The 16,076-nt window shown below is 58.9% G+C and carries 11 protein-coding genes and 1 tRNA gene; 2 read left to right on the top strand and 10 right to left on the bottom strand.

Going from position 1 to position 16,076, the window contains the following annotated elements:
• The first annotated feature begins 31 nt into the window (after positions 1–31).
• Positions 32–904, top strand: a complete 873-nt coding sequence (metF, locus tag WC421_06020; protein ID MFA5161783.1) for a methylenetetrahydrofolate reductase [NAD(P)H] — start codon at positions 32–34, stop codon at positions 902–904.
• Positions 905–1,000: 96 nt separating this feature from the next.
• A tRNA-Ala gene (locus tag WC421_06015) sits at positions 1,001–1,076 on the top strand.
• Between the two features lie 32 nt (positions 1,077–1,108).
• Here the strand turns inward: WC421_06015 and WC421_06010 are convergent.
• From WC421_06010 to WC421_05965, 10 genes are all read right to left on the bottom strand, one after another.
• Positions 1,109–2,647, bottom strand: coding sequence for a diguanylate cyclase (locus WC421_06010; protein ID MFA5161782.1), 1,539 nt, complete (start codon positions 2,645–2,647; stop codon positions 1,109–1,111).
• A gap of 320 nt (positions 2,648–2,967) precedes the next feature.
• Complete coding sequence (locus WC421_06005) at positions 2,968–3,894, bottom strand: DUF4340 domain-containing protein (protein ID MFA5161781.1); 927 nt, start codon at positions 3,892–3,894, stop codon at positions 2,968–2,970.
• A complete protein-coding gene (locus tag WC421_06000) occupies positions 3,891–5,489 on the bottom strand; it encodes a GldG family protein (GenBank protein ID MFA5161780.1) in 1,599 nt (532 codons plus the stop codon). Before WC421_06000 ends, WC421_06005 begins: the two co-directional genes overlap by 4 nt.
• 4 nt (positions 5,490–5,493) lie before the next feature.
• A complete protein-coding gene (locus WC421_05995) occupies positions 5,494–6,201 on the bottom strand; it encodes an ABC transporter permease (protein ID MFA5161779.1) in 708 nt (235 codons plus the stop codon).
• Positions 6,198–7,112 (bottom strand): ATP-binding cassette domain-containing protein, encoded by a 915-nt coding sequence (locus WC421_05990; protein MFA5161778.1) that lies wholly within the window; start codon positions 7,110–7,112, stop codon positions 6,198–6,200. Before WC421_05990 ends, WC421_05995 begins: the two co-directional genes overlap by 4 nt.
• A 121-nt stretch (positions 7,113–7,233) precedes the next feature.
• Positions 7,234–7,881: a hypothetical protein gene (locus WC421_05985; protein MFA5161777.1), complete on the bottom strand. Its 648-nt coding sequence runs from the start codon at positions 7,879–7,881 to the stop codon at positions 7,234–7,236.
• Positions 7,882–7,978: 97 nt separating this feature from the next.
• On the bottom strand, positions 7,979–10,288 hold the full coding sequence (topA, locus tag WC421_05980) for a type I DNA topoisomerase (protein MFA5161776.1): 2,310 nt from the start codon (positions 10,286–10,288) through the stop codon (positions 7,979–7,981).
• Between the two features lie 52 nt (positions 10,289–10,340).
• The gene (locus WC421_05975; GenBank protein ID MFA5161775.1) at positions 10,341–10,970 is read right to left on the bottom strand and encodes a response regulator; all 630 of its coding nucleotides are present in this window, start codon (positions 10,968–10,970) and stop codon (positions 10,341–10,343) included.
• A complete protein-coding gene (locus WC421_05970; protein ID MFA5161774.1) occupies positions 10,967–12,637 on the bottom strand; it encodes a glycosyltransferase family 39 protein in 1,671 nt (556 codons plus the stop codon). Before WC421_05970 ends, WC421_05975 begins: the two co-directional genes overlap by 4 nt.
• A 19-nt stretch (positions 12,638–12,656) precedes the next feature.
• Positions 12,657–15,884 carry a hypothetical protein gene (locus WC421_05965; protein MFA5161773.1) on the bottom strand — a complete coding sequence of 1,076 codons (3,228 nt, stop codon included), beginning with the start codon at positions 15,882–15,884 and terminating at the stop codon, positions 12,657–12,659.
• Positions 15,885–16,076: the final 192 nt, after the last annotated feature.

Below are 16,076 nucleotides of genomic sequence, written 5' to 3'. Positions count from 1 at the left end.
GGCTATTCTACCAAAATGATAGAATAAGGAAATGGATATTTCATCGCTTTTCGGCGGGGGGGGCAGGACTTTTTCTTTTGAATTCTATCCGCCAAAGACCGCGGCGGACACCGCCTCGCTTTACAAGGCGCTGGAGGAATTAAAGCCGCTGTCGCCGGATTTCGTGTCTGTAACCAGTTCGCCCAACAGCCCGGCGCGGCTGCAGACCGCCGCGCTGGCCCTGCTTATACGGGAAAGGTTCGGCTTTGAGCCGATGGTGCATCTGACCTGCGTCATCTACACGCGCGAAGAGGTGGAGGCGATAACCGCCCTCCTCGCCGCGGAGGGAATCAACAATATCCTGGCCCTGCGCGGCGATTTGCCGCCGGGTTTTAAGCCCAGCTCGGAATACGGCTCCGCCGCCGAACTGGTGTCCCATATCAAGACGCTGGGCGGGTTTCATGCCGCCGTGGCGGCCTATCCCGAAGTGCATCCCCGCGCGGAAAACTCCGCCGCGGATATCGCCAGCCTCAAATGCAAGCTGGATGCCGGCGCCTCTTTTGCCATAACCCAGCTTTTTTTTGACAACAGCAGCTACTTTTCTTTTGTGGAAAAATGCCGCGCCGCCGGGATAACCGCGCCGATTATCCCCGGAATAATGCCGGTAACCGGGCATTCGCAGCTTAAGAAATTCACCAGCCTCTGCGGCATAAAAATACCGCCGGACATGGCGGCGGATTTGGACAGGCTGGGCGAGGACCGCGCCGCGATCTGCGACTACGGAGTAAACCGCGCCATCGCCCAATGCGAGGAACTGCTGCGCGGCGGCGCGCCCGGCATACATTTCTACACGCTCAATAAATCCGCGTCCACAAGGCGCATACTGGAGCGTCTGCGCAGGCAGTACCCCGCTCCCCGGTCATGAAATTTCCGGTTTTGCGGCAGCGCTCCGACGAGGCTGACAAAATCCGCCGGAAAATGGTATACTGAAATATCGTTGCGGTTTAGCGATATTCTCTTTGGGCCTGTAGCTCAGCTGGGAGAGCGCCTGCATGGCATGCAGGAGGTCAGCGGTTCGATCCCGCTCAGGTCCACCACTTTGAACCCCCTCGCAAGAGGGGGTTTTATTTTAGCGCTGGGGCCGGCGCTGTTTTTTCTGCCTGTACATGTCGGCGTCGGCGAGCGCGAGCATATCGTCCACGGCGCGCATTGAATCCACGTTCATTTCGCAGATGCCTATGCTCATATTGATGGGGAATTTGCGGCGGAGGTTTATTTCTTTCAGGGCGGACTGAACGCGCGCGCGCGCGCCGCGCGCCGCAGCCGCGCCGGATTGCGGCAGCAGCACCACGAACTCGTCGCCCCCGATGCGGGCGGCGACATCGGACGTCCGCAGGGTTTGCGTCAGTACGTGCGCGACGTCTTTTATGGCCTTGTCGCCCGCGTCGTGGCCCAGAACGTCGTTTATTCGCTTGAAGCCGTCTATATCGCAGAAAAGCAGCGTCAGCGGTTTCCCGTAGCGTTTGGCGGTATTGAACTGGCTCCGCGCAACCTCCAGAAACCCGCGCCGGTTGTTTAATCCCGTAAGATCGTCTGTTATGGACAAAAGATGGAGATGGTCCCTGCTCTCCTCGCGCGCTTTCTCCGCCCGCTTGCGTAGAAGCGCTTCTCCGATATAAGCGGCGATGCTCTCAAGCTGCGTGACCGAATACAGGGAAAAGCATCCTTTCCGGCGGGCGTTAAGCTGCAGCAGCCCGGCAATCCGGTCATTTGCGCGGATGGGGATCAGCGCCACCGAACAATATCCGTCCACGGCGCACCGGTTCCGCTCGTCTCCTCCCAAAAGCGCGGGGGAATCGTTGGTCCAGCAGCTTCCGCCTTTGGTGAAAAGCGGACGGGAAGCATCCGTGTTGCCGGAAATGACCAGCCCGCACGCGCATTTCAGGCAGACGTTGCCGTCGGTGTCGCGGCATGACCTGCCATGCTCGCCGCGTTCCAGCAGCGCATTCTCGGCGGACAGAAACTCTTTTGAGAAGCCGTCCTGCGCGAAATACGGGAAATCATCGCCGTCGCGCAGCCGCACGCCCACGGCATCCGCCTCGGCTCCGGCCTTTATCATCTCTATAACGCGCCGGACAGTGTCCTGCAAAGCTCCGGGGCCGTATAGGATGCGCAGTATCTCCACGCGTATTTCGCGATAGATGTCCGCCTGCCTGCTCACGGAAATGTCCGCCACCGCGCCGACGGCGGTCTCCGGCTTTCCTCCGGCGCCGCGCATTATGACAAATTGATCGTGCAGCCATAAATACTGCCCGTTCCTGTGCCTGAACCGGTATTGCAGCTGGCAAGCGCCGCCGGCAGCGCCATCGGGCGCCTTGCCGAATGCGCGTTCGGCCTCGGGGCGGTCCGAGGGATGTATCAACTCCAGATAGGTTTGAAACGGCAGCTCTTCCGCGGCGTAGCCGGATATCGTGGTGAAACCGGGGCTTAGGTACTCAAAAAGGCCGGTTTCCATGTCGCGTTTATAAAGCGCGATGACGAATTTATCCAGCGCCTCGCGGGAAAGTTTTTCCCGTGCCAGTTGACCGGCATGAAGCCTTTTGAAACGACCGGCAGCATATGCCAACCCCGCCAGCAGCAACGCCGCAAGAATCAGGATTCCCTGCATGACGCCAATTCTAGTAAAAAACGCAGCGCTCATATCAATAAACTTGCTTCCCTGATTTTTGCCCAAACAGTTATCGGGAGAAAATCTTATAATGCGGCCAACAGGCGGGCATCAATAGCCCTGATGCTGCAAATTAGCCCGGAAAGCGCAGTTGGATTGCGGAATTCGGCGAAAAACCGGATATCTCTCCAATACTCTTATCGCCGCCTGGTATTCGGCGCGGCGCGCGTGAAAATGCGGAAGGTTGTGCGCATCGCTATGAGTATGCCGAAAAAAACGGGATGTTTCTGCGCGCCCTCCGGCCAGATTGCGCCACGCCGCTACTTGATACCGGAGGGGTTTAGCAGTAGGTCGGCGGCGCGCCAGTCGGGGACTATGAAGGTTACGCGGTTCTCGCCTTTTAACAGCGCGGCGCGCCCGCCGGAGGAATCCGCCGCGCCGATTCTGATTGCGGCTGCGGGCGTGTCCGCTTTTATGTCCAGCGAAAAGTCTTCTTTGAAGGCGGTTTTTGGCGCGTATTCGCCGGAGGACGGCAGCACTCGCTCCGCCCGCAGGTCCGCAAGCGACATGAGCAGCGGGCCTATTTTGCCCTGATACTTTTCGGCGGGGATTGCCGTTTTTTTGCCCGCGCTTTCCAGCAGCCATTTGCCGTTTTCGGCGTAAACGCGCCAGTTGTCTTTGCCTTTATGCCAGGCGACCGAAGTTATTTTGTTCATCGGCGCGGAGAAAACCGTCTTGTCCAGCCATTCGGTGAAAGGCCGGGCCAGCGCGGCGCGCGCAAGGCCGGATGCCTCTTTTATCTCGCCCGAAGGCAGCTTTATGAAAAACGCCTCCGCCGAGAGGCCTTCCTTTCCGGCGGTGAATTCCGCTATTTTTTTATTGTCCGCCCCGGAAAGCGCGATGCCGACCCCGTTTTCCGGGTTGAGGCCGAACATGCGCGCCGTCTCCGGCGAGGCGGAAAGCGTCTCCGACAGGCGCAGCCCGCACAATGCGGATACCGCCGATGCCAGCTCGCGTTCGTCCGCCTTGTAGGAGATGGGGGAGGCAATCTCCCAGCCCTTGTCCGTCTTTATGAATTTGGCTGTTTTGCCGCCGGGATAGGAGAATTCCAGCGCGGCAATTTGCTTTGCCTTGCCGGCGCAGAGCCTTGGCAGCGGCTTTTGCCGGGAGGACAGTATCAGCCCCGCGCTTGCCGCCACCATCAGCGCAAAAACGGCGGACAGGATTATCAGAGTTTTTCTTTTCATTGCCCGTATTTCCCTGCCGCCCTGCTGCGCAGAATGCGGCGGCGCCTCCACAGCGCAAGCCCGATAAGCGCCGCGCCCAGCGGCGGCAGCAGCATTATGCAGTAGCGGGCGGCGCGTTTGCCGGCTTCCGAAACCTCCGCCAGCGGCCTGAAGCTGATATTCTTGCTGCGGATGGCTATAAGGTCAGAATCCTGAAGCAGCCAGTCGGCCAGGTTCAGGAAAAACATGACGTTTGAATCCGGCAGGTTATACTGCCCCGTTATGAAGGCCGAGGTTCCCGCCACCGCCAGCCGCCCCGTGCCGGAGGCTTGCGTCAGATACTGCTTTACGCCCTTGGGGGCGGGAAAGGCGGGCCGGAATTTCTTCTCCAGAAATACCGCAAGGCCGAAGGGGCCTTTCTCGGCGTCCTTGCGGCTGAAATCGCCGAACGGGTCCAGGCTTATGCCGCCGTTGGAATAAGTCGCCAGCCAGCTTTGGGGGGAGGTTTTGACCAGCGTCTCCGCCCGCGCCGCGCCCGCCGCCGCGGCAGAGCTGATTGCCACCGGGCTTGCAAACGGCATTATCAGGGCCGGCACGTCTTTGAGCGCGGGGTTGGACTTGTCCAGTTCCCGCGCCACTATGAAAGGCGGATAGCGCACCAGATTGGCCAGCACGAACATCCCCTGCCGGCGCGAGATTTGTATGGGCTGGCACTGCTCGTCCATGGCCATTTCGGGGAGGATGGTTATGCCGTGCGCGGCCAGGAATTTCTCCATGCCGGTGTCGTTGCGCATGGCGGCAAAGGCGCGGGCGTTGACGCGCGCGGCGTCAACGGCGGCAAACAGCGTCCGCCCGGAAAGCAGGTACTGGTCCAGCGCGAACAACTCTTTATCATCCAGCGGCTCTGTCCCGCCCAGGAAAAAGAGAGTTTTTATCTCCGGGGCTATCCCTTTTTGCGGATCCACTTTGGAAATGTCCACTGCGCGCGGCTCGTAGCGCGCGTTAAGCTGGGCGTTGATATCGGGGCCCAGCGAAAAATGCGCCGTCGCGCCTTTGTCCGTTACAAAACCCAGCACGGGCTTGCCGTCGTGCGCAAGCGATTTAAGCCTTGAGGTGATTTCGTATTCAAGGCTGCCCGTCTCTGTTATATAGGGCAGAACCTCTTTTTTGTCGCGGAACTGAATCACCGCGCCGAAGCAGCCCTGCCTCTGTTCGAACCTGTCGCGCGAGTATATATCAAAGCGCACGGGGAGAATGCCGTTTTTGGCGGCGTCCTCCAGGCTTTCCGGCGTGTCGCCGACCTCGGCGAACCGGGCGCGCACCTTGCCGCCGGAGGCGGACTGGTATTCCGCCATTATGTCGCGGGTGTAGTTGCGCAGCGCCGCCACCGAAGGGGGCAGCTCGCGCGAGCTGTAGAGCGTTACCGTAACCGGGTCCGGCAGGCCGCGGGCGATTTTCTTTGTCGCCTCCGACAGCGAGAATATCCTCCCGCGCGAAAAATCCAGCCGGACATGCGCGTAATGCGATATGACATTCGCGCCGGAGAGTATCCCCGCCACAAGCAGCGCGCCTATGCCGGAATAAACGAGAGCGGTTTTTTTCTTCTGCGAGGCCATAGCTTTAGTCCATTTTCATCGTCTTTAGTTTCTGCCGCGTCAGGAACAGGAAAAACGCGGACAGGCTGAAAAAGTAAACCAGATCGCGCGAGTCCACCACCCCGCGCGACATGTTGTCCAGATGCGCGCCTATGCCGGCGAAATCCGCCAGCGCGGCCAGCGGCGGGGACATGAAAACGCTGAATTTCCCGACAAGATACAGAAACAGTGTCATCATAAAACCCGCTATGAAGGCGGTTACCTGGCTTTTTGTCAGCACGGAGGCAAGCATTCCCGCGCTGCACAGCGTCATCCCGCACAGCATAAGCCCGATGTAGGCGCACAGCGCCGCGCCCGTGTCCAGCCCGCCCAGCATAATTATGACTACGGGGTAGACCAGCGTCAGCGCCAGCGTAAGCGCGAACACCGTCAGCGCGGCGGCCAGCTTGGAGAGTATTATTTCCCACTCGTCCGCCGGCAGCGACAGCAGCAGTTCCGCCGTCCCCGTCTTGAATTCCTCGGAGAAAAGCCGCATTGTCACCGCCGGGGCCAGAAAAGCCAGCAGCAGCGGCGCAAGCCCGGTAAAGCCGGAAAGGCTTGCCTGGTTTGCCAGAAACAGCGGCGCGGCAAACAGGTATCCCGATGTAAGCAGGAATGCCGCCATCACCACATAGGCCGCAGGGGAGTTGAAATACGCCCCGGTTTCCTTTTTATAGAGGTTCCAGAATGTCATTTAGTAAGGCTCCTGAAAACGTCTTCCAGCGAGGCGGTTTTGCGCTCCAGCCCCAGCAGTTTCCAGCCGTTTTTCACCGCTTCGGCGAAAACGCGGGCGCGCAAATCCTCTCCGGCGCGTATGGAGAACACCGCTTCGCCCGCTTTCTCCTCATGTCCGCAGGAGGAGGCGCCCAGCGCGGTTATGGCCGCGCAAACGGGCTGCGGGTCGGTTTTCTCCAGTGTCAGAATCAACGTGTCCGCGCCGGAGGCGGCGGCAAGCTCCGCCGCCTTGCCGTCGGCGGCTATGCGGCCCTTGTCTATTATTATCACGCGGTCACACATGCTCTGCGCCTCGGAAAGTATGTGGGTGGAGAGCATTATGGTCGTTTCCCTGCGCAATTCGTTTATCAGCCCGCGCACTTCCAGCGCCTGGTTCGGGTCCAGGCCGGAGGTCGGCTCGTCCAGCAGCAGCACCGGCGGATTATGCAAAATCGCGCCGGCCAGCCCCACCCGCTGCCGGTAGCCCTTGGAGAGTTCGCCTATATCCTTGCCGATTACGGATTTAAGCGCGCACCTGGCGACGGCGGAGGAGACAGCGTTTTCCAGCGCGCCGCCGGACATGCCGCGCATTTGCCCGCTCCATTCAAGGAAAGCGCTGACTTCCATTTCCTCGTAAAGAGGGTTGTTTTCCGGCAGATAGCCGGTTTTCGCGCGGGTGGCGGAAGGGTTTTCCTCCACGTCTATCCCCGCGATTGCGGCTCTGCCCGATGTCGGCGAGAGAATTCCCGCCAGCATGCGCAGGGTGGTGGTTTTTCCGGCTCCGTTGGGTCCCAGAAAACCGACTACCTCGCCCTGCCCTATCTCAAAAGACGCTTCGGACACGGCCACAGCCGCGCCGTAGCGCCGGTGAAGTTTTTCCGCTTTTATCATGTTTTTTCAAGACGCCGCAAGCTGCAGCGCAAAAGCATTTTAACAATTTTTTTCAGATTCTAAAATGCCTCCGGCACGTCTCGGATGAAACGCGCCGGAGGGGAGTATGAGCCGGGTTTAGTCAGTTTGACGCCATGCAGGGTCCGTTGCGGAGGTTGAAGGCGGCTTCGCGCGCTTTTTCGTTCTGGTTTGCGCCGGGACGTATTTTGGCCACGACGCAGATTTCATCCCTGTCCATGTCTATTTTCGACACCGCAAGATAAGCTGTTGTTTTGTTGACGTCGGAGGCATTCTCGCTGGCATTGTAGCGCACGATAAGCGCGAAAGGTTCAAAGATTTTGCTGCCCCTTTTCTGCGTGCCTACCCATTCCGCGCGTTTGTCCACTGAGCCGAAAGCGGCGCTTACCACTTCCCAGTATTGCTGCGGATACTGCTTGCCGCCGGGCGCCACGACGGTGACGCTTTCACGCATATCGCCGTATAGCGTCAGCAGGCTGAAACCGGCGATACCGGGGCATTGCTGCATGCCGTAGTCGCCTGATTGATCTTCCGACGGCACATCCGGCACCGGCACCTCCACGCATTTTTTCGCGTCCAATGTCGTATACATGGATTTTATTCTGACGTTGCCGTCAATGTCTCCGCCGTTGCGGCGGGCGGATTGGTCCTGCGCGGATGCCGCGCGCGCGGACAGGCAGAGCGCCAGGGCGGCCGCGGCCAGCAGTGTTTTTTTTGTGTTCGTATTCCTTCCCCTTATATATGGCGGCATACTGAGCCGCTTCAATGGGTAATTATCTAAAAACCAAAACCGCCACGCATGGGCCGTAAGGCCTATGCGCGGCGGGTGAGTGAAGGCGCGGCTGTTTCTATTTTGCGGCGGTTTTTTCCAGAATTTCTTTTGCGTCGGCTTCGCTTATTATGGCTGTGCTGCGGCACTTGGGATAGGCCGAGCAGGCCAGAAAATAGCCGCGCGCGCTTTTGCGCAGCAGCATCGCGCTGGAGCATTTTGGGCATTTATGGCTGGTTGTTACCGGCGAATAACCAGCAACCTTGTTGCCCTGCGCGTCTATCGAAACCGTGTTGCGGCAGGCGGGGAACCCGGAGCAGGCCATGAATTTACCCCTGCGCCCGGTGCGGATAACCATGGGTTTGCCGCATTTCTGGCAGACCTCGTTTGTCGCCTCCGGCGTGACTTTTTTGCCCTCGCTGTCCAGCCGCGCTTTGCCTTTGCATTTGGGATATTGCGAGCAGGAAAGGTATTTGCCGAACCTGCTTTCGCGCAGCAGCATTTTCTCGCCGCAGAGCGGGCATTTCTCGTCCGTTTCCTTGGGTTGCGGGGCGGCCATCTCTTTATACGCCTTGGCCAGGTCCGACACGAACGGCTTGTAGAAATCGTTCACCACGGCGTCCCATTTGCGCGAGCCGTCGGCCACGTCGTCTAGTTTGGTTTCTATGTCGGCGGTGTAGGAAAGCTCCATCAGCTCCGGGAAATAGCCTTTGAGCCGCTCTGTAACGGTGGCGCCCAGGTCCGTGGGCGCAAGCCGGCCGCTTTTGAGGTTCTTTGCGACGTATTTGCGGTCCACGATGGTTTTTATCGTGGGCGCGTATGTGGACGGGCGGCCTATGCCGTGCCGTTCCAGCGCGCGGATGAGGCTGGCCTCGCTGTATGCCGGAGGGGGAGAGGTCTGATGCCTGCGGCAGGGCGCGTCCAGCAGTTTCAGCGCGTCGCCCTGCTGAAGCGGCGGCAGGGGGGTGTTTTCCTCCTCGCCGTCGTCTTCGCGCTCTTCCTTGTATACGGTCAGATAGCCGGCGAATTTCTCCGTGCGGCCCGTGGCGCGCAGAATGCCTTCCGGCGCGGCGGGAGCGCCTATCGCGATGTCGGCGGAGACCGCCTCAAAAGTTGCGTCGGAGAGCTGGCTGGCCACAAAGCGCAGCCAGATAAGCTCGTAGAGCTTGAACTGCTCGCCCGAGAGAAAGGGTTTCATGTCCTGCGGCCTTCTGAAAACGCTGGTGGGGTGTATGGCCTCGTGCGCTTCCTGCGCGCCTTTTACCTTGCCCGCGTAGAGAGGCGGGCGGGGGGGCAGGAATTTGTCCCCGTAGGCCTGGACGATGAATTTGCGCGTCTCTTCCTGGATGTCCCGCGACACATTGAACGAATCCGTGCGCATGTATGTTATAAGACCCACGGTTTCGCCGCCTTCCATGGGAACGCCTTCGTATAGGGATTGCGCCGTCATCATGGTTCTCTGCGGCGAAAATCCCAGCTTGGCCGATGCGTCCTGCTGCAAGGTGCTGGTTATGAAAGGCGGGCGGGGGCGCTGGCGCACCTCTTTGGTCTCAACGTTTTGCACTGTCAGCGGGCCGGCTTTAAGCGCGGACAGCGCGCCGGACAGCGCCTGCTCCGTGTCAAACGCCGTGGTCTTTACGCGGTAATCCTCGGCAAAAAGTTTGTGGACGGCGGTTTTCTCCACCGGGGCACCGTGCCACTGCGCAAGGCGGGTTTCAAATTCCGGTTTTGCTCCCGGCTTTTCCAGCAGGGCGTGCAGGCTCCAGTATGCCTCTTCCTTGAACGCGGCTATTTCGGCGGCGCGCTCCGCCACCAGGCGCACCGCGACGGACTGCACCCTCCCGGCGGAAAGCCCCTTGCCGATTTTGCGCCACAGCAGCGGGGAAAGCTTGTAGCCCACCAGCCTGTCCAGCACGCGGCGGGCCTGCTGCGCCTCCACCAGCGCGATGTCTATGGCGCGGGGAGAGTTTATGGCCTGCTTGATTGCGGAAGGCGTTATTTCGTGAAAAGAGATGCGGCGCATTTTTCCCGTCTCGCGCTCCAGTATCTGGGCCAGATGCCAGGCGATAGCTTCGCCCTCGCGGTCGGGGTCAGTGGCAAGATAGATGTCGCGCGCGGCGGCGGCGCAGCGCTTGATGTCGGGCAGGTTTTTTTCCGCTTTGGGAAGGGTTCTGTATGTGGGGGCGAAGCCGTTTTTCTCGTCCACGCCCAGTTCGCGCTCCGGCAGGTCGCGCACGTGTCCGAAGGAACTGCGCACGGCGAAATCCGCGCCCAGTATCTTGCCTATCGTCTTCTGCTTGGCGGGGGATTCCACTATTACCAGCGACCCCGCGCCCGCCGAGGTTTTCTTTGCCGGCGCGGAGGCCGGTTTCTGTTTTTTGTCAGCCATAAAAATTCCTTGTTTGTTTATGTTAGCAAAATCTCCGGCTTTTTTTATGCGGTTATTGCCTGGGTCTTATGATGAGCGGTGGAAGATTATCGTCGTCATCGTCGTCCGCGGGCGGGTTTGGCGGAGCGGCGCGCATAGGCTGCTGCGCGGGTTGCGGCGCGGGTTGCGGCGGAGGCTGCGGCGCGGCCGGTGGGGGCGCGGGCTGCTGCTGCGGAACCGGATTGGGGGCGGGTTGAACCGCAGGCGGCTGCGCCGGCTGCTGCTGCGGCTGGGGCGAGGGCGCTTGCGCGGGTTGCGGCGCCGGCTGCGGCGCGGCTTGCGGGGCTTCCCCCAGCGCTTCCCGGACTCTCTGCGCCAGCACTTCCCGCGTGAACGGTTTTTTCAGATAGCCAACCTTGTAGAATTTAAGCGCGATGCCAAGCACGGATTCCGGATGCCCGGTTACAAACAGCACCGGCACTGTCTGCGCCAGCGCGCCGCGCAGCCGCTTGAAAACGCCCAGGCCGCCTCCGGCGGGGATTTCATAATCCAGCAGCACGAGGTCGGGTTTGATGCTCTGATATTTAAAAAGCGCGTTGACGCCATCCTCGGCGCAATGCACCTCGTAGCCCGCCCTGCCCAGTATGTCGGCATAGAGGGACAGAATGCTCGCGTCATCGTCTATGGCGAGTATTTTTTTCATTTCCGGACCACCCCGCGCTGTGCTGCCGCGCTCCCTGATTGTATCAAACCCGCGCCGTAAAGCTCAATAAAGGGTTTTCCGGCGGAGGATTGTATGCCGGCCAGTTTCTCCAGCCGCCAGCCGCGCAGTTTCGCGGCGGCGAAAAAGTTATCCCTCGTCTCCCGCCTTGCGGGCGGAACATGCGCGCCCGCAGCGTGCATCAGGAACACGACGTCTTGCCGCATGAACTCGTCCCCAAACCGCTTCAGCCATTGCGGGTCCGGCGAATAGGCGTAGCCCATGAAGTTCTGCCACAGGTCGCGGCAGACGGCTTTGCCCTGGCTGTGCGCCACCAGCGGAGCTGACAGTCCCCAGTCAACCGCCGCGTATCGTTTGCCCGGATGGGAGGCGGCATAATCGGCAAGTTCGCGGGAGGCGGTGTCCCAGTTGACGTTTTGCGGGGGGGAGTCCATATCCCGCATATATGCCGCGTCAACGCGCAGCGCGCCGAAAAGCGCAAGCCCCAGCGCGCAGGACGCCAGGATGCGCGCCGCGCGCCGGCGGGCTACGGATATGTCCGAGTCTTCAAAAGCGGGGGCCAGCAGCGCGGCCAGAATCACAAGCCCCGTCGGCGTCAGCAACACCAGATGCTGAGTCCCGCCGGCATTGGCGGTTATGAATATCTGCGCCAGCAGCAGGACGGAGAAAAGCGCCATGAACCCCAGTTCTCGCGCCGAGGCAAGCGCCCGTTTGCAGACTGCGCGCGCGGCAAACGCCGCGGCGAATGCCGCCGCCAGCAGCAGAAGATATTCCGTGCATTGCCGCAGCCCGCAGCCGAAAATGAACTCGCGCGGGCCGCAGCCGCCGGCGGTGGAAAGCGCGACCCGCGCGATGTCTTCCAGCCGCTGCGGAAAATGCCGCGCCGCCACCCATCTGCCGTGAATGAGGCTTACATAATAGCCGCCCAGCAGCGCGCAGGGAACCGGCAGAACGCAAAGCGCGATTGAGGCGGCGCGGCTGCGCTGCAGCCCCTCGCCCAGCCGCTTGTGATAGACGATTGCCAGCGCGCCCGCCCCGGCCAGCGCAATCCAGATGAAATTGAGCTTGTCAAAAGTCCCGGCAGCCGCCGCCGCGCCGGCCAGCCACAGTCCCGCCGCGCGTTTGCGCATTATCCATTCAGCCAGTCCCAGCAGAAAGGCGGCCTTGAACAGCATCATCAGCGACGAGGGCGCCCAGTCAAGCCGCGTGCTGAAAACAAAGGAAGGGTCAACGGCAATCAGGCAAAGCGCGGCAAGCGCCGCCGCGCCGCCGAAAAACCTCCGGACATAAAGGCAAGTCAGCGCGATGGCGCCCGCGCCGAATAAAACCGCAGGCAGGCGCACTGTCCAGGCCGAAACGCCAAAAGCCTTGAATACCGGATAATACAGCCAGCCTTTGAGCGCGCTGTAATACGGAACTATCATTACGGGAATGCCGCCCCAGCGCCGGTGCACCGACAAATCGCCCGACGGGCAGCCCAGCGCTATGTTGGCAAACGGGATTTCGTCGTAATACAGTCCCGGAAAGCGCAGCTTCCACAGCGCGATGATGAAATAAGCCGCCGCAGCCAGAAAAAAAACGGCGCAGGCCCCTTTTCCGCAATTGCCGGAAGGCAGTCCCGCGCCGGACGGTTGTGTGGCGTCTTTCACGTTTCAGATACTATCAAATTCAGTTGAGGACGATGTCGCTAAACAGCAGCCCCAGTTCGCGTTTGTCGGCTCCCAGCCCGGCGTCTGCCGGCACGACGGATTTATCAAGCTCTATTTTAAGCCTTACAATCCTGTTGGGCGGAAGTCCCTGCGCTTCTATATGAACGGCTCCGGGCGCGATGCTGTAATTTCCCAGCGGATTGCCGTCGCAGAATAGCGAAAGTTTCCTGGCAGGCAGATTGCCCGGCAGGTAGGCCGACAACACCGCTTTCCCGCCGGAGCCCGATTTGAAATCCGCTTCGGAAACTCTGGCCATCCAGATGCTTTTGTCTCCCCACAGGTGCCAGCCGGATACGAGCCTGGCCGAGCGCAAATTGCTGCCGATGTCGTCGGGAGTTGGCTGCCGCGAAGTTGCGACATGCTGTTTTGAAACAGCAGGCCGGTCATGCGATTGTTTGGCGGACAATTCAGTTTTCATGGCTGTGACAAATTTGTCCGCCTTTGCCTTGTCCTGGGGGGACATTTTTGCGGACAGGTTGGATAATGCCGCCTGAAAAGCGGGATTGAAGTCTTTCACTATTTCGCCCTTTGCTGCCGCCGCCGCGTATAGTTTGTAGGCGTCGCAGTACATTCCGCGTTTCTCCATAATTGCGCCAAGAGTGAAATCAGGATACGGATTATTGTTTTCGCCCGCGGAAAATGCCTTTGAGGCCGCTTCCGCATGCCACAAGGCCTTGGGATAATATCCGCCGGAAAGATATGCTGACGCTATGAATAGTTGCGCATAGCGGTTGTCCGGCGAGTTTTTTGCTGACAGCTCCTTGCGCAGTTGTTCCAGTTGCGGGATGGCTTTTATATCAGCTTCGGTTATTTCGGCGTCTTTCTCGGAAACAAGGGCCGTGAAGTCCGCGAACGGCTTGTGTTTTTGCGCGGCAATTTCTTCCTTAGAGGGCAATTCCATGGCGAGAGAATATATGGTTCGCTCAACTCTTTGCCGCGCTTGTTCAAAAAACGGGTTCTGGATACCCAGAAACCGGGCTTTTTCCAATGCGGAAATATGCATCAGATAGGCATCTTTGTATTTGCCTTCCGCTTCAAGCAGGTTCCCCATGGTTAAATCCGGAAAAGGGTTGTTGTCTTGAATCTGGGTAAAGCCGCGCGATGCGGCTTCGGCATACCACCGGGCTTTGTTTATCCAGCCGCCTCTGAGATAAAGGTCCGCTATTGACAGCAGCGCATACCTGTCCTCCGGGAAAGATTTACTCAGCAGTTTCGTGCGCCTATCCCCCAGTTCCGGTATTATGGATACCTCCAAATCCGTTATCTCGGGACGTTGGTCTGGCGGTAAGTCCGCTTCGGTGTCGCCGGCAAGGGAAACGGTGCTGGCACTGAGTTCAAACAGCATCAGCACGTTTCCTTTGGGTAAAAAATACGGATGCAAAGCCGTTGCGGAAACCGGAGTGAAACCGTATTTTCGCAGGGTTTTCAATGTGTAGCCGGCGCTGGAATTATCCGCGATAGTGAAGTTTTTTTTATCCTTGAACCGGGTCAATGCTGCTTTGGCGGCGGATATGACGAAATCTTTGCGCGCTGGGGTATCGTCGCCAAGCAGTCCCAGATTGACGGCCGGCGCTTTGCCGTTTAAAAGCGTGTAAACGCTGGATGGGCCGTCCAAAACCCACAGGCCCACGGTGTCCAGGATTTTCTGCTCTTCTTTCGGCATGGAGCGGTCTCGCCCGAACAGAGACAGGTTGTCCGCGCACGCCTTCCTGTCCGACCATGCAGCCGGACGCCATGAATAGTCAGTGTTTTTGTTTATCACCAAGTAATAGCAGTAGACGGTTTGCATGGCGCACAGCGCGAATGCGGCGGCGCCCGCGGTCCTTGAAATCATTTTCCCATGCGCGAACAAGCGTATTATCAGCATGGACAGAATTATGTCGCCGTACATTTCCAGCAACGCCGCGTATCTGGCGAGGAAAAACACCTTAATCCATAACGGCAGCGATATCGCGAAAAACAGCATTGACATCAGCAGCGGAGTGTCCTCATCTGACTGTGAGCGCAATTTCTTCGCCAGCAGCCATGCGCAGGCCAGCAAAATGGCGATTACGGGGATGATAAGCTGGCCGGAATAAATTTCCACACGGGAAACTCTTTCCGGGTGAAGCATCCCTATAAGCGGCCATGCTAAAATTTCCGCGATGTTTTGAGGAGCAATATGCAGGCGGAATTCTTTTAAGGCATACCACGGGGATTTGAAAACAGTGTTGGCAAACGGATATACGGGATTTAGCACGGAAGCATAGTTGTATGCCGCATACGGCAGCGCCGGAATTGCCAGCAGTGCAAATAAGGCCGCGATTCTCTTTCCGGCTTTTGCAGAAACATATTCCCGGTGCCGGAAAAGCGTCAGAAGCATGATAACCGCCGCGAACGGGATGTTGGTTAGTTTAAGGGCCACACTCATGCCGCATGAACCCGCGATAAGGTGAACAGCAAGTCCGTTTTCCGTTCTTGTGCCATCCGCTGCGGGCTTGCTGCTAAAGATGAGCAAACCCAGGGATTCCAGCATAAGCGGAATTACCAGCGAGTCAATTAAGTATGTTCCGAACGTCAGGAGTATCTGCTCGGTTGATACGGCGATAAAAGCCAGCGCATCCGTCGCAATTGCGGGCATTTGTATGGCGCGGCTGCGCACATATATTCGGATGAGGTTTCGCGACTGGATATAGAGCAACGCGGTTAGCAGCATGTTCAAAAACGTGCCCAGCCTGTACCCCAGCAAAAAGCGGAATATGCGGAAAGGGGCGTCTCCGAGCGGGAACGAAAAAGTCCAGGACCTGCATGGGAAAAAATTGTCGTGAACATTGTCCAGAAGCGGTTGCTGCTGGAGAAATATGTGGTAGTTGAGGGTGTCTATGTTCATGTCCGGAAAAACGGACCTGGACAGAGCCAGCAGGGCCAGAAACGCCAGCACGATAAAACCGAGCCATGTGCAGCGTTCCCTGTCCGGCTCAACATGGCGGACGGACAAAACGATTCCGGCGGGCAGCGAAAGCGCAAACACCGCCCAGCCGATGCTGCGAATCAGCTCTATATGGGTGGCGAACGCAAAAAAGAAAAACAGGTCCCGCAGCCATAATGAGGCGATAAATACCGCGAAAACGGCGGACAACCTTCCACCCAGCAGCGATAGCTTGTTGCCGTTATCTGCCGGCGCAAAAATGTTTCCCGGAATGCTCATTGGTTTTATCTCTCCTGTGCGGGGCGGGGCGTTGCGCAGGTTTCCAGAATAAAAAGCTGATTTGCGCCCGGCAAAAATTTCCTGTATAGCGAAATGGAAAGTCCCGTTTTGGCGGTGAAGAGGGAGTGCAGGCTGAAGTCGCAGCCGAAATCAAGCACGCGGCCCTGCATCCATGGCAATGCCGCCATCATG

Source organism: Elusimicrobiales bacterium (assembly GCA_041651175.1).
In the GTDB taxonomy this organism is placed as follows: Bacteria; Elusimicrobiota; Elusimicrobia; order Elusimicrobiales; family Elusimicrobiaceae; genus JAQTYB01.
Note: the sequence above shows the minus strand (reverse complement) of the source record. Positions and strands in the feature narration are given on the sequence as shown.

Coding starts and splice junctions, on each gene's coding strand:
- WC421_05990 (MFA5161778.1), bottom strand. CDS start 7,112: ATGATAAAAGCGGAAAAACTTCACCGGCGCTACGGCGCGGCTGTGGCC.
- WC421_06010 (MFA5161782.1), bottom strand. CDS start 2,647: ATGCAGGGAATCCTGATTCTTGCGGCGTTGCTGCTGGCGGGGTTGGCA.
- WC421_05985 (MFA5161777.1), bottom strand. CDS start 7,881: ATGCCGCCATATATAAGGGGAAGGAATACGAACACAAAAAAAACACTG.
- WC421_06005 (MFA5161781.1), bottom strand. CDS start 3,894: ATGAAAAGAAAAACTCTGATAATCCTGTCCGCCGTTTTTGCGCTGATG.
- WC421_05995 (MFA5161779.1), bottom strand. CDS start 6,201: ATGACATTCTGGAACCTCTATAAAAAGGAAACCGGGGCGTATTTCAAC.
- WC421_06000 (MFA5161780.1), bottom strand. CDS start 5,489: ATGGCCTCGCAGAAGAAAAAAACCGCTCTCGTTTATTCCGGCATAGGC.
- WC421_05975 (MFA5161775.1), bottom strand. CDS start 10,970: ATGAAAAAAATACTCGCCATAGACGATGACGCGAGCATTCTGTCCCTC.
- WC421_05965 (MFA5161773.1), bottom strand. CDS start 15,884: ATGAGCATTCCGGGAAACATTTTTGCGCCGGCAGATAACGGCAACAAG.
- topA (MFA5161776.1), bottom strand. CDS start 10,288: ATGGCTGACAAAAAACAGAAACCGGCCTCCGCGCCGGCAAAGAAAACC.
- metF (MFA5161783.1), top strand. CDS start 32: ATGGATATTTCATCGCTTTTCGGCGGGGGGGGCAGGACTTTTTCTTTT.